Below are 12,744 nucleotides of genomic sequence, written 5' to 3' on the forward strand. Positions count from 1 at the left end.
GAGATGGTCCGCGCGGAAGCAGGACAGGCGGAAGCAGGACGGGCGGATTCCCCTCCGGTCACGTCAGGTCCCGTCAGGTCATGTCACTTGAAGGCTGCGATGTTGCGTTCCGCCCACTCACCGAAGGTGCGGGGCGGGCGGCCGAGGAGCTGCTCGACGCCGGGGCTCACCCGCTGCTCGGTGGCCAGCGGCTCGCCCAGGATGTCGAGAGTCCCGTCCACGACGGTCTCGGGCATGAACTGCAGCATGTGGGAGCGCGCCTGCTCCCGGGTGAGTTCGGCGAACTGCACCGGAGTTCCCAGTGCGTCACCGAGCGTCTCGGCCTGCCCGCGCGGGGAGATCGGTGCCGGTCCGGTCAGTTCGTAAGTGCGGCCGGCGTGGCCATGTTCCCGCAGCGTCACGGCCGCGACGTCGGCGATGTCGGCGGGGTCGACGACCGGCAGCGCGATGTCCCCGAACGGCGCGACGACCGTCCGTTCCGCGCGGACCGACTCGGCCCAGGCGAACGCGTTGGAGGCGAAGCCTCCCGGCCGCAGCATCGTCCAGTCGAGGCCGGACTCCCGGACGGCCTCCTCGAATGCGCGGAGGCGGCCGTGCGAGAGGACCTCGGGCCGTGTCCCGACGATCTGCGAGGAGAGCAGGACGACCCGCTGCACGCCACTGGACGCCGCGACGTCGAGCAGCTTGCTCGGGCTCCCACCGGACACGAGGAGTGGCCCTGCGAGGAGGATGAACAGGGCTTCGGCCCCGTCGAGTCCGGGCCGCAGGCTTTCGGGATCCGCCAGGTCGGCCTGGTGGTGTCGTACGCCCTGCGGCGCCTCGGAGCTGAGTGGGCGCCGTGAGACGGCTGTCACCTGTTCGCCGGCTGAGGCGAGTGACGCGATGAGCGGTCGGCCCACGTTCCCGGTCGCTCCCGTAACTACGATCATGAACAACTCCCATAACCGGTGGTCATCGTGGCAATTGCTGCAGTCGAGGCGGCGCTGTTGTCGCGGGATGTCGTCGGGCTTTCGTCTGCTGCGTTCACTGCGCCCTGTGTGTCCCCTGCCGCGATTCGCGACGCTAGCATCCTTCGTATAGTAGGTACCTAGAGGAAAGCGACTTCCCGGCGGCGTCATGGCGGCCGGCTTTCAGGACTGATCGTCCTTCCCCCGTAAACAGGCCGGAGGATGACCGGTTTGACCTGAAGACTGAAGCCATGACTGAAGCGAAGACCGAAGCCATGAGCGATCCGCGTCCCGGCCTCACCAAGGCCATCGACCTCGCAGGACGCACCGTCGCCGCGGTACGGCCCGACCAGTACGACGGGTCCACGCCCTGTCCCGAGTACACCGTGCGTGACCTCTGCAACCACCTCGTCTCCGTCCTGCGCAGGGTGGCCGTGATCGGCGGCGGCGGCGAGTTCTTCAGCGTTCCGCACTTCGCCGAGGACGTGACCGACGGCGAGTGGCCGGCCGCGTGGGCCACCGCCGCCAAGGACGTCGAGGCCGTCTGGTCCGATCCCGCTGTCCTCGGACGGCAGATCGGCCTGCCCTGGGGACCGGTGCCGGGTGCGGCGGCTGCGGTGATCTACACCAACGAGTTCGTCCTGCACACCTGGGACGTGGCCACCGCGACCGGCCAGAGCCCCGAATGGGACCCTGCGGTCCTCGCGGCGCCCCTGGCCGCGATGCACCGTGCCGTCCCGGCCGATCCGCGTGGCGGCCAGGTGCCTTTCGGCCCGGTCGTGGAGGTGCCCGGCGATGCCCCGCACATCGACCGGCTCGTCGGCTGGTACGGCCGCCGCCCGTGACGGTGCGGGGGACGAAGTCCCCCGCACCCCCGTTCAAATGCCCTGGGCGAACGCGAAGAAGCGGTGAGGATCGTACTTGGCCTTGACCGTCGCCAGCCGCGACTGGTTCTCGGCGTAGTACGACTGCTTCCAGTCCCGCAGCGCCGGGTCCATCCAGTTCTGGTAGCTCTCGCCGTTCGACAACGGGTCGATCGTGGCGAATCCGTTGTCCACCCAGCGTGTCGCGACCGCCCGGTTCTCGGCCGTGTTCTGCGCCGGATCGTTGATCAGGACACGGTAGTTGACGGAGAACAGGGCGTCGCGGTGGACGTACGCCGTGTCGGTGCGGGCCGGGTCGTTGGCCGCTCCCCCGAACATGTGCAGGTCGAGATAGCGCGCCTGGCCAGCCCTGCGGTCGGCGTCGAATGCCGACATCACCTCCGACCAGCCACTGTGGCTGAGCGGTTCGCTCCCCAGGCGGGTCCGCTCCAGGCCGAACGCGGGTCTGGGGAGTACGCCCTGGGGATTCTTCTCGGACCGCCGGCACTGCTCCTGGGTCAGGTCGCCGCACCCGAAGACCATCATCATCAGTGCCTGATACGTCATCACGGCGTCCTGACGGTGCTGGGGCGCGCCCGTCAGTGCGGTCAACCGGGCGGCCTCCGTGGCGAGTTCGGCAGGAGTGCCGCGCGAGGCGAGCATGACGTTCGTCTGGGGCACCGTGCCCGGCGCCGAGTCTGGCTGGACCACGTACGCACCGCCGCCGATGGTGCGCGGTGCGTCCGGGAGCCACCGGGCGACGCCGTCCAGGACGTCGACCGTGCGGTCGTAGGGGAAGGCCAGCATGGTGACGGCCATCTGGTCACCGGTGTGCGGGGTGACCGTGAACCTGGTGACGACGCCGAAGTTTCCGCCGCCACCACCGCGTATCGCCCAGTACAGATCGCCGTTCTGCCGTGGCGACGCGGTGACGATCCGCCCGTCGGCCAGGACCACCTCGGCCGAGGTCACGGCGTCGCAGGCCATCCCGAGGGGACGCGCCAGAAGGCCGAAGCCGCCGCCCTGCAGGAAGCCGCCGGCCGCGACCGTGGGGCAACCGCCCTCGCTGACCACCAGCCCGTGCGGAGCGAGCGTGTTGAGGATGTCGACGTTCTGCGCGCCGGGGCCGATCCGCACCGAGCGCTCCCCGACCGTCACGGCGTTCAGCCGCGAGACGTCGACGATGAGGCCGGGGGTGGTCGAGTACCCGCCGTAGCTGTGTCCGCCACTGCGTACCGCGGCGGGCAGACAGTTGTCCTGTGCGAAGCGGAGGGCGACGGACACGTCGGCCGAGCTGACGCAGTAGGCGACGGCCTGGGGGTTCGTGGCGTCGAACTGCGCCAGTTCGAGCTGCCTGGCGACGGTGTACGCCTCGTCGGACGGCAGCACGAGCGGTCCTTCGAGGTTGCGCTCGAGCTGGTCCCAGCGGATTCCCCCTCCCGCGAGGACGGGGGTGGACGGCAGCACGGTGAGGCCGACGGCGGCTGTTCCCGCGCCGAGGAGCGTTCTTCGAGTGATCACACGTTGTCCCAAGATCGGAGTTGCTGTGACGACGGCACCGGCGGCACAGCGGCCCGCCCGCCCGATGGAAGGGCGGACGGGCCGGTGGCGACGGCACCGGGCTTCGGTGTGGGGGGTGTCGGGTGGGGACGGGGTGGCGGGGACGGGGGTGGCGGGGCCGAGGAAGGGAAGCCGGCTCAGGACACCTTGCGGCCGCGCAGGCCCTGCCTGACGACGCCGCTGAGCATGGAGCGGCCGAGGTCGCGCATCTCCTTGGGTCCGCTGGTGCTCGCCCACCACATGAACTTGATCATCGTGGGGGTCGTCGCCCGGAAGAAGCGGCGGTCCTCGCCTTCCTTCCAGCCGAAGGGCGTGTTGACGGACTCGCAGTCGTTGATGGCCTGGAAGACGATGTCGGCCGCCTTGTCGCCGTCGATCTCGCCGGCCTCGTACTTCTCACAGGTCTCGTTGGTGACTTCGAGCAGATGCTTGAAGGCATGACTGTCAGGCCACCACAGCCCCGGGTAAGGGGCCTTCTCCATCTCCTTGAAGTGACGGTCGTCGCCGTCCAGGGAGTAGTTCTGCCGGGCCTGGATCAGCCGCATGGTCGCGGGAGTCGTGAAGCACGCCCACACCCGGAACACGGCGTTCCACAGCCGGAAGTGGGAGAACGAGATGTACGAGCTGTTCACGATCTTGTCGTTGTACTCGAGGAGGCCCTGCTCGAGCCGCTCGACGTACTCGAAGCGCTCCACGGAGAAGTCGTCGTCGCGCAGCGCGTCCAGGATGCGGTAGGCAAGGGCGTCCACCACCTCGAAGGTGTTGGACAGACCGCGCGAGTACAGCGGGTCGATGAAGCCGGCGGCGTGGGACATCAGGCACCAGCGGTGGCCGATGGTCCGCTTGGACGAGTACTGGAGCCGATCGGTGGAGACCCACTCACGTACCCGCTTGGCGCCGTCGAACTGCCTCTTCACCGCCGGGTACATGTCGAGGTAGTGGTTGAACTCCTCGTCGGGAGTCATGTCCTTGGGCTTGGGGTACACGCGCTCGTCGAAGGTGAGTCCGACGCTGCACACCGGGTTCCTGGAGTCCTTGTAGTTGTCGAAAGGGATGATCCAGAACCAGCCGCGCTCGATCAGATGGTGCAGGGTCCCGCCATGGAAGGGGGACTCGGCCGGCGGGCGCAGGGCCTCGGGGTAGTTGCACACATCGTCGTACGGCTTGATGCCGACGTAGTGCGTGAACAGGGACCGCGCATGGTGCTTGTGCCGGGGCGGGTTCTCGCGCAGGTCGAACTTCTGGGCCAGCGGCGAGCGGAATCCGCTGGCGTCGATGAGGTACTTGGCGCGGAACACCTCGCCGTTCTGGCCGGTGACCGTGACCCCGCTCTCGTCGAAGTCGAGGTCGGTCGCGCGCCAGTTCTGACGGAGCGTGCAGCCGTACTTGGCGGCCACGTTCACGTAGTACGAGTCGGTGTCCTGGCGGAAGAGATGCGTGGCCTCGGTCAGCATCTTGGGGATGACGAACATGGTGGCCTCGCGCGGGTCCGGCTCGCGGTCCGTCCGGTGGGTGACAAAGCCGAAGCTCTGCTTCCTGCCGTGGTGCGGACCGATGTTCTCGGTCACCGCCTTGATGTCCAGCAGGTGCTTGATCTCGGGGACGTCGTACCGTACGGCCAGAATGTGCAGCCACTCCACCAGCTGCGGGTTCTGGGACTCACCGACGGCGAACCGCGGATGCTGCCCCGCGTCGATGAGCACCACGTCGGCGCCCTGCCGGGCCAGGATCGCGCCGATGATCGAGCCTCCCAGGCCCGAACCCAGGATCGCGACGTCGCACTCGGTCCACTCGTCTGCCTTGGGGGCCTCTGTCACTGCCCCAGCCTTGGTGGGCAAGACCGCACTCCTCTTCTCGGATTTCGGATTCCCACGACGCGTCTGCCGCGCGTCGGCCTGTGCTCAGTTCTGGTGACGGGGCTCGCCGAACCAGCGGGTGAGCGCCTCGCCGAGTCCCTCGGCGGAGCCGTCGGCACCGGCCCAGGCGACATAGCCGTCCGGGCGCACCAGCAGGTCGGAGGCCGGTGCCGCGGGGTCGTGGCGAGTTGCGGTGACGATGTCGACCCGGTCGGACCAGGCCTGCGCCGTCTCGCGCAGTCCGGGACTGTCGTGGAGGTCGAGCAGCAGCGCGTGCCCCTTGTGCAGGAGCTGGTACGTGGTGGACTTCCGGTCGCCGATCAGCAGTTCCTGGTCGGGCAGGCGGCGGCCGAGCAGCGGATGGTCGCCGGCGCCGACGTCGTAGGCGATGTCCAGACCGGTGACCAGGCCGACGAGGTGGCGCTGGACCGCTTCGATCGTGACCAGTTCCGCGAAGACGTCACGCAGCGGCTGCATCTCGGCGCCGCCGAGGTAGAGGGAGCGCTGGACCAGGGTGTTGGCCACGATCCGGGTGCCGACCGGGTGCCGCTCGGTGTGGTAGGTGTCGAGCAGTCCGGGCGGGGCGTAGCCCTTGATCTCGGCAGCGAGCTTCCATCCGAGGTTCACCACGTCCCCGAGGCCGGCGCTGATGCCCTGGGCGCCGATGGGGAGATGGATGTGCGCCGCGTCCCCGGCCAGGAAGATCCGTCCGCTCCGGTAGGAACCGGCCTGGCGGCTCGCGTCGGTGAAGTAGCTGGTCCACACCGGCTCGGCGGCGTGGATGTCCTCGCCGGTCACGCGCTGGAAGGCGTCGGCGACCTCCGGGAAGGTGGGCGGTTCCTGCACCTTCCTGACCCCGGCGTTCCGCTCGAAGACGACGACGCGCGTGGCGTGCGGGCCCAGCGGGAGCACCACGACCATGCCCGCTTCACCGACTTCGCCGGTCGGGCGGATGCGCAGCGGGATACCGGAGACGTCGGCCATCTTCATCTCGATGGTCGCGTCCGTGCCCGGGAAGTCGATGCCGGCCAGGCGGCGGACGGTGCTGCGGGCACCGTCGCAGCCCACCACGTAGGCGGCGCGCAGCCACTTGTCGCCCTCGGTGGTGGCGAGTTCGACCTCGACACCGTCGTCCGAGGCCGTGAGGCCGACGAGCTCCTGCCCCCGGCGTACGTCGGCCCCGAGGCCGACCGCCCAGTCGTTGAGTATGGATTCCGTCAGGGACTGGGGAACGCCCCGGACCCCGAAGTTCCCACCTTCGACAATGCGATAGTCGATGGGCAGGCCGCCGAAATGCCCGACGGGGATGGTCTCGAGTTCACCGAATTTCGCCAGAAGCCCGCGCTGGCCGAACTCCTCGATAGTACGGGCGGAAAACCCCAGGGCCCGTGACTGCTGCATGGGTTCGACCAGCCGGTCGACCACGACGACCGAAAGTCCCGCCAAGCGGAGTTCACCCGCGAGCATGAGCCCCGAAGGGCCTGCTCCCGCAACAATCACATCGGCATCGAAATTGTCCATGTTCCCTCTCCCGACGGCTGTTTCTTTCCAGTATTCCGAGCGCGCCCGGGAAGATGAATGGCTGCGAGTACAGGACTCCGACAAGTTCGTCAAATTCCTGCAGCTACTGGAAGGGCAGATCCGGGGTGGTCACGGGTAAAGGCGTGAGGGTGCCGGAAGACGCTTTCCGGCACCCTCACCCGCGGATTCGGCGACCGGCGGTGCCGCCTTTCGATACGGGCTCAGTACAGGCCCATCACCCGCTCGACCGCGACCTCGATCACCACGAGCCCCGGTGGCTCCGGCGGCGGTGACCAGTAGCGCTTGGCGTAACGGCGTACGCCCTCCCGCACCCGTAGCGGGTCGTCCGACACCGTCGCGGTGCCTTCGAGAGTGATCCAGTGAGGACCCGCCACCTGACAGACCGCCACCCGGCCACCGGGGCCGGCCAGCACGTTCCTGGTCTTGCGGCGCGTCCGGGCGGTCATGACCCGGGCCAGCCCGGCGTCACCGTCCCAGGTGAACCGCACGGGCGTCACGTGCGGCGTGCCGTCGGGGCGATGGGTGACGAGGGTGCCCAGGTGGTTCTCGGCGAGAAAGTCTTCGGCCGAGGCGGACAGCGGCAGTCGCAGCGGCATGCGTTCGCCCGTTCTCTACGCGGCGTGTTTCGGCGCGTCGCCGGGCTGCCCTGATGCCTTCATGACGGGAAGGAGCAGCAGGGTGACGACGAACGCGGCCGCGGCGAAGCCCGCTCCGACGAGGAAGGCGTCGTGGAAGACGCTGGTCCGCGCCTCCCTCACGAGTTCCGGGATGCCCCGGGCCTGTGCCTCCAGTTGGGGGATGTTGCGGAAGGCGATGGTGGCGGCGACGGCCAGGCCGACCGCGCCGCCGACCTCCTGACTGGTGTTGATGAGACCGGCAGCCAGGCCGGAGTCCTGCTCCTCGGCCCCCGTGAACGCGGAGACCTGCACGGGCACGAACGACAGACCGAGCCCGAGACCCGTGAGCAGGAAGGCGGGCAGCAGATCCGTGACGTACGAGGCGTCGGACGGCGCCCGCCACAGCAGCAGCATGCCGCCCGCCGCGAGGGCGAGACCGGCCATGAGGACCGGCTTGGTGGCGACCTTGGTGACGAGCTGCGAGGCGACACCGGCACCGACCGCCGTGATGACGGCGAGCGGCACATAGGCGAGTCCGGTCTTGACCGCCGAATAGTCCAGGACCTGCTGCATGAACAGGCTGGCGAAGAAGAACAGCGACACCGCGGTACCGAGCAGCAGCACGGCGACGGCGTTCGCCGCGCGCAGCGCCGGGCGCCGGAAGATGCCGAGCGGGATGAGCGGCGCCTTGGCGCGCCGTTCGATGAGCAGGAAGGCGAGCAGCAGCACGGCCGCCACGCCGAACCCGCTGTAGATCCGGGCCGTGGGGACGTCCGAGTCGTCGACGGTGAGGCCGAGGGAGAAGATCAGCAGCACCAGACCGGTGGTGAGGAGGACTGCCCCGGTGACGTCGAATCCCTGACGCCGCCGCGTGGCACGGCTCTCGGGCACGATGAGCGGCGCCACCAGCGCGCCCACCAGTCCGATCGGCACGTTGATGAAGAAGACCCAGCGCCAGCCGGGTCCGTCCGTGAGCAGACCGCCCAGGGTGACACCGGCCACCGCGGCGATACCGCTCAGCGCACCCCAGGCGCCGAGGGCCTTGTTGCGCTCGGCGCCCTCCTCGAAGGTGTTCGTCAGCAGGCTGAGTGCGGCGGTGGCGATGAACGCCGCGCCGAGGCCCTGGGCGCCACGGGCGACGACCAGCATGACGGCGTCCTGTGCGAACCCCGCGAGCAGGGACGACAGGGCGAACAGGATCAGTCCGGTCTGCAGCATCCGGCGTCGCCCGAAGGTGTCGGCGAGCCGGCCGCAGAGCAGAAGGAACCCGCCGAGCAGCGTTCCGTACGTCGTGACGACGTACTGCAGTTGGGTCTGGGAGATGTTGAGCTCGTCCTCGATGGTGGGAAGCGCGACGTTCACGATCGACACATCGAGGAACGTCATGAATCCGGCGAGGCAGAGAAACGCCAGGATGAGCCCGGGACGGCGCACCTGCGGTGTGGCCGCTGCCCGGCCGGTGCTGTGCAGGGACTCTGGGATCGACATGTCGCTCCTGGTGGATGAGGAGGATTCGCGGGATCGGAAGCGGGATCGCAGGAGGAATCGCAGAAGGAATCGCGGAAGGAATCGGGGGCGGAGCCGGGACGGAACCGGAGCCGGACCGGACCGGACCGGAGAGCGCGTCAGGACGCTAGCATCCTGGGTAAAGTAGGTACCTAGAGGAAAGTGACTTCCCGGGAGGACCCATGAGCGGTACGACCACCCAGAGCGGCACCCGCGCGCGCACGGCACCGGCCCGGTCCGAACAGGCATGCCCGATCGCACCGGTACTCGACATCGTCTTCAGCCGCTGGACCACGCCGATCTTGTGGACCCTCAACGAGTACGGCCGGCAGCGCTTCGTGGAGTTGCAGCGCAACATCGCCACGATCACGCCGAAGGTACTGACGCAGAGGCTGCGGCAGATGGAGCGCGACGGTCTCGTCCTGCGCACCTACCACCCCGAGGTTCCCCCCAGGGTGGAGTACGAGATCAGCGATCTCGGACGCAGCCTGGCGCCGCTCTTCGCGACGCTCGCCGAGTGGTCCGAGTCCAACCTGTCCAAGGTCGAACAGGCACGTCGGGACTTCGACTCCGCGGACCAGCGAGCCTGACGGGCGCGATCGCGGCTCAGCGTCGCGACGCGCCCGTACCCGCGCCCACGTCCGCGGTCACTGCCTCCTCCAGCACACGCATCGAGCCCCTGTAGAAGATGAGCGGGTTCTCGTCGCGGGCGGGAACCCCGAGCTCGACGACCTCACCCAGCAGGATGGAGTGGTCCCCTCCGTCGTACTCCTCCATCAGCCGGCAGCCCAGATACGCCAGGGCCCCGCTGAGGACGGGCAGTCCCTCCGAGGACCGGTGGTGCGGCACCTCCTCGACCTTCGCGGACTCGCGGCCCGCGAACGCCCAGGCGAGTGGCTCCTGCTGACGCGTCAGGAAGTTGACGACGAACCCGCCCGATTCCTTCAGCACCGGACGCAGCCGGGACCGCTCGTGCAGGCAGAACAGCACGAGCGGCGGTTCGAGAGAGACGGAGGTGAAGGAATTGACCGTGGTTCCGGCGGAGTTGCCGGGCCCGCCGGTGGTGATGACCGTGACGCCGGTGGCGAAGTTGCCGCACACGTTGCGCAGCGCCTTGCCGTCCACCGGCTTCTGCTGGTGCGATGCGTGCTGTACGGGAATCACGAGAGCCCTCTCGTCTCGTCAGGTACGCGGGGTGATGAGATTCGCGGGTTCCGGAGTCAGGTCGGTGGTCAGAGCCTCGCGCCGGGACAGCAGGGGCCCCGCCATCGCCGTCGTGACGAGAGCCATGATCACCAGCATGGTGAACATGCGCCCGTCGAGGACGCCCAGGCTGACGGCCGCGTTGAGGATGATGAGTTCGGTCAGCCCCCGGGTGTTCATGAGCAGCCCGAGGTCCTTCGCCTCCCGCCAGGACAGGTGGAACAGACGCGCCGGTACGACCGCGCCGAGCAGCTTGCCCGCGCAGGCGACGGCGATGATCAGCGCCAGCGCGAGGTAGTCACCGGCGGTCAGGGCGCCGAGGTCCACGCCGAGTCCGGTGACGATGAAGAACACCGGCAACAGCACAAGGCTCACGTTGTCCAGCGGCTTGCGCAGATGCTGGGTGAGGACACGGACCGGCTCACGCGGCATCACGAAGCCGAACAGGAAGGCGCCGAAGATGGCGTGGATGCCGATCCAGGTGGTCAGCCAGGCCGAGGTGAACGCGCCGGCGCACAGGACCACCAGCAGCGAAGACCAGCGTTCGGTGCTCGCCCAGCGCCACACCAGGCGGGCGACCAGGGGCCGCACCACCAGCAGCATCAGCGCGACGTAGCCGACGCCGAGCGCACCGATCCGTGCCAGCTCCGTATAGTCGCCGTCCGCGCTGACCAGGGCCGACACATACGCCAGCAGGCACCAGGCCAGCACGTCGTCGATGGCCGCGCTGGCCAGGGACAGCGTGCCGACCCGGGTGTCGAGCAGCTTGTTGTCGGCGAGGATCCGGGCCAGCACGGGAAACGCGGTCACCGACATCGCCGTACCCATGAAGGTGGCGAAGGCGACGAAGGAGATGTGCTGTCCGGCCACCGTCGCATGGTGCGGGTGGAGCACGGTCGCGAGGGCCACGCCGAGGCCGAAGGCCAGCGCGACGGAGGAGAGCGAGACCCCGGCCGCCAGGCCGGCGTGCGGGCGGATCAGCCGCTTCTCGAACTCCCAGCCGACCACGAACATGAAGATGACGAGGCCGACTTGGGAGACCGCCGACAGAAACGGGCGTACGTCGGCCGGGAAGATCCGCTGGGGCAGGTCCCCGGGGAGCAGGCCCAGCACGCTCGGGCCGAGAGCGATGCCCGCGGCGATCTCACCGATCACCGCGGGCTGGCGCAACCGCCGTACGGCCCGGCCTAGTACGAGTCCGACCAGCAGGACGACGGCGATGTCGGCCAGCATGATCGCGAACTTCATGTCCGGTGTGCCGGCTGCCATGGTGGTCATCGGGCCGCCCCTCCGGTGCCGGGCGGGGTGCCGGTCATCCACACCACGCGGAACGACAGCGCGGCGAGCCGCCAGCCCTCGGGCGTACGCCGGGCCTCACCGGTCACCAGCGTGCCGGTCACGAAGAGCGGTTCCGCGGCCGCGCCGGGGTGGTGGACGTGCGTCGACACGAGATTGGCGCGCAGTACGGCCCGGTCGTCGCTCATGGCATCGACAATCGCGGGTGAATTCAAATGCTGTGTCCGCTCGAATGCCGCCAGTGCGTCGCGGTGGTAATCGGCGAGCCCGACGATGCCCTCGTGCCGGCTCATCGGGAACTCGACACGGGCGTCCTCGGTGAACAGGCTTCGCGCCCATGCGTCGTCGAGCTTGTCGTCGTCGAGAGCGATCAGATATCGGTCCAGCAGCGTGCCCGTGCCGGAACCGGGAGTTGACTGGCCTGAGTTCATTACCCGAGCATGGCGCCCTTTCCGAGGGGCACCCAAGGCCGCTTGTCACAGATCTGACGAAGTTGCGGAAGATCTGACGACGCCCTCGAAGAGTTGACGAACCTGCCGGAATTCCTGAACAGAACGCACTTCAGCTCACGATCCGTTCTTGTGATGCTGTTCGGGAAACGGCCCTCCGTTCCTCCATGTCCTCAAGCGGAAGAGAAGAGAGAATGCCGAAAATCGCAGCCGACGGAAAGCACCTGACCGTCCTCAACCTGTTCTCGACCGACGCCCCCGAGAAGCAGGAGAGCCTGCTCGGGGCGATGCGGGAGATCGTCGACAGCGCGGCCTTCGACGGCTGGATCTCCAGCACGGTCCACAGCGGCCAGGACAAGCCCGGCACGGCCAACTTCATCCAGTGGCGCTCCACCGAGGACCTCGAAGCCCGTTACGCCGGCGAGGAGTTCAAGCACCGTACGCTCCCTCTCTTCCGCGAGATCACGACGTCGATCCGGCTGCTGCAGAACGAGGTGGCCTTCACCCAGCAGGCGCCGGCGCTGGGCGGCGTGACCGAGATATCGCCCGACCGCGACGACTACACCGTCATCGAGATCTACGGTGTGGCGGAGAACGACCAGGACGACCTGATCGACGCCCTGGGCCCGTCACAGGAGTGGCTGCTCGAGGTGGCGGGCTACCGGACCCACACCGTCCTGCGGGGTCTGCGCGCCCGTGGCCTCGACGGCACGTTCGTCGTCTCCTACTCCCAGTGGGACGGCAAGGAGTCGTACGACCGCTTCCGTGACCTGCCCGAGGCGGAGCGGTCCGCCGCACGGCAGAAGACCGACGTCCGTGTGGCCGCCCTGGCGACCTCGCACGACTGGAACACCTACCGGGTCGTGCACTCCCGGTCGGCGGGTCAGTAGGAACGATTCCGACGG

Annotated in this window: 12 protein-coding genes; 3 read left to right on the plus strand and 9 right to left on the minus strand. The window is 68.6% G+C overall.

Going from position 1 to position 12,744, the window contains the following annotated elements:
* Window positions 1-83: 83 nt before the first annotated feature.
* Complete coding sequence (locus ACWGI8_RS27325; protein WP_453664814.1) at window positions 84-929, minus strand: NAD(P)H-binding protein; 846 nt, start codon at window positions 927-929, stop codon at window positions 84-86.
* A gap of 269 nt (window positions 930-1,198) precedes the next feature.
* On the opposite strand from ACWGI8_RS27325, the gene ACWGI8_RS27330 reads away from it, so the two are divergent.
* Window positions 1,199-1,792, plus strand: a complete 594-nt coding sequence (locus tag ACWGI8_RS27330) for a TIGR03086 family metal-binding protein (protein WP_453664816.1) — start codon at window positions 1,199-1,201, stop codon at window positions 1,790-1,792.
* Window positions 1,793-1,825: 33 nt separating this feature from the next.
* Here the strand turns inward: ACWGI8_RS27330 and ACWGI8_RS27335 are convergent, their stop codons facing one another.
* From ACWGI8_RS27335 to ACWGI8_RS27355, 5 genes are all read right to left on the minus strand, one after another.
* Window positions 1,826-3,331 carry an FAD-binding oxidoreductase gene (locus ACWGI8_RS27335; protein WP_453664818.1) on the minus strand — a complete coding sequence of 502 codons (1,506 nt, stop codon included), beginning with the start codon at window positions 3,329-3,331 and terminating at the stop codon, window positions 1,826-1,828.
* Window positions 3,332-3,507: 176 nt separating this feature from the next.
* Window positions 3,508-5,208, minus strand: a complete 1,701-nt coding sequence (locus tag ACWGI8_RS27340) for an NAD(P)/FAD-dependent oxidoreductase (protein WP_453664819.1) — start codon at window positions 5,206-5,208, stop codon at window positions 3,508-3,510.
* A gap of 63 nt (window positions 5,209-5,271) precedes the next feature.
* Window positions 5,272-6,747 (minus strand): FAD-dependent monooxygenase, encoded by a 1,476-nt coding sequence (locus tag ACWGI8_RS27345; protein WP_453664820.1) that lies wholly within the window; start codon window positions 6,745-6,747, stop codon window positions 5,272-5,274.
* 221 nt (window positions 6,748-6,968) lie between these two features.
* Window positions 6,969-7,364, minus strand: a complete 396-nt coding sequence (locus tag ACWGI8_RS27350; RefSeq protein WP_453664822.1) for a pyridoxamine 5'-phosphate oxidase family protein — start codon at window positions 7,362-7,364, stop codon at window positions 6,969-6,971.
* 15 nt (window positions 7,365-7,379) lie between these two features.
* Entirely contained in the window at window positions 7,380-8,873 is a 1,494-nt protein-coding gene (locus ACWGI8_RS27355) for an MFS transporter (RefSeq protein ID WP_453664823.1), read from the minus strand.
* A 200-nt stretch (window positions 8,874-9,073) separates the two neighbouring features.
* On the opposite strand from ACWGI8_RS27355, the gene ACWGI8_RS27360 reads away from it, so the two are divergent.
* Complete coding sequence (locus ACWGI8_RS27360; RefSeq protein ID WP_453664825.1) at window positions 9,074-9,481, plus strand: winged helix-turn-helix transcriptional regulator; 408 nt, start codon at window positions 9,074-9,076, stop codon at window positions 9,479-9,481.
* Between the two features lie 16 nt (window positions 9,482-9,497).
* On the opposite strand, the gene ACWGI8_RS27365 is transcribed toward ACWGI8_RS27360, so the two are convergent.
* Genes ACWGI8_RS27365 through ACWGI8_RS27375 form a run of 3 tightly spaced genes read right to left on the minus strand, consistent with a single transcriptional unit; the run spans window position 9,498 to window position 11,821 of the window.
* Window positions 9,498-10,055 (minus strand): flavin reductase family protein, encoded by a 558-nt coding sequence (locus ACWGI8_RS27365; protein ID WP_453664827.1) that lies wholly within the window; start codon window positions 10,053-10,055, stop codon window positions 9,498-9,500.
* Window positions 10,056-10,073: 18 nt separating this feature from the next.
* The gene (locus ACWGI8_RS27370; protein WP_453664829.1) at window positions 10,074-11,372 is read right to left on the minus strand and encodes a cation:proton antiporter domain-containing protein; all 1,299 of its coding nucleotides are present in this window, start codon (window positions 11,370-11,372) and stop codon (window positions 10,074-10,076) included.
* Complete coding sequence (locus tag ACWGI8_RS27375) at window positions 11,369-11,821, minus strand: nuclear transport factor 2 family protein (protein ID WP_453664831.1); 453 nt, start codon at window positions 11,819-11,821, stop codon at window positions 11,369-11,371. Before ACWGI8_RS27375 ends, ACWGI8_RS27370 begins: the two co-directional genes overlap by 4 nt.
* Before the next feature lie 212 nt (window positions 11,822-12,033).
* Between ACWGI8_RS27375 and ACWGI8_RS27380 the strand changes: the two genes are divergently transcribed.
* A complete protein-coding gene (locus tag ACWGI8_RS27380; protein ID WP_453664833.1) occupies window positions 12,034-12,729 on the plus strand; it encodes an antibiotic biosynthesis monooxygenase in 696 nt (231 codons plus the stop codon).
* The last annotated feature ends 15 nt before the right edge of the window (window positions 12,730-12,744 follow it).

This window comes from Streptomyces sp. NPDC054841 (genome assembly GCF_053611045.1).

Coding starts and splice junctions, on each gene's coding strand:
- ACWGI8_RS27325 (WP_453664814.1), bottom strand. CDS start 929: ATGATCGTAGTTACGGGAGCGACCGGGAACGTGGGCCGACCGCTCATC.
- ACWGI8_RS27330 (WP_453664816.1), top strand. CDS start 1,199: ATGACTGAAGCGAAGACCGAAGCCATGAGCGATCCGCGTCCCGGCCTC.
- ACWGI8_RS27345 (WP_453664820.1), bottom strand. CDS start 6,747: ATGGACAATTTCGATGCCGATGTGATTGTTGCGGGAGCAGGCCCTTCG.
- ACWGI8_RS27350 (WP_453664822.1), bottom strand. CDS start 7,364: ATGCCGCTGCGACTGCCGCTGTCCGCCTCGGCCGAAGACTTTCTCGCC.
- ACWGI8_RS27355 (WP_453664823.1), bottom strand. CDS start 8,873: ATGTCGATCCCAGAGTCCCTGCACAGCACCGGCCGGGCAGCGGCCACA.
- ACWGI8_RS27360 (WP_453664825.1), top strand. CDS start 9,074: ATGAGCGGTACGACCACCCAGAGCGGCACCCGCGCGCGCACGGCACCG.
- ACWGI8_RS27370 (WP_453664829.1), bottom strand. CDS start 11,372: ATGACCACCATGGCAGCCGGCACACCGGACATGAAGTTCGCGATCATG.
- ACWGI8_RS27375 (WP_453664831.1), bottom strand. CDS start 11,821: ATGAACTCAGGCCAGTCAACTCCCGGTTCCGGCACGGGCACGCTGCTG.
- ACWGI8_RS27380 (WP_453664833.1), top strand. CDS start 12,034: ATGCCGAAAATCGCAGCCGACGGAAAGCACCTGACCGTCCTCAACCTG.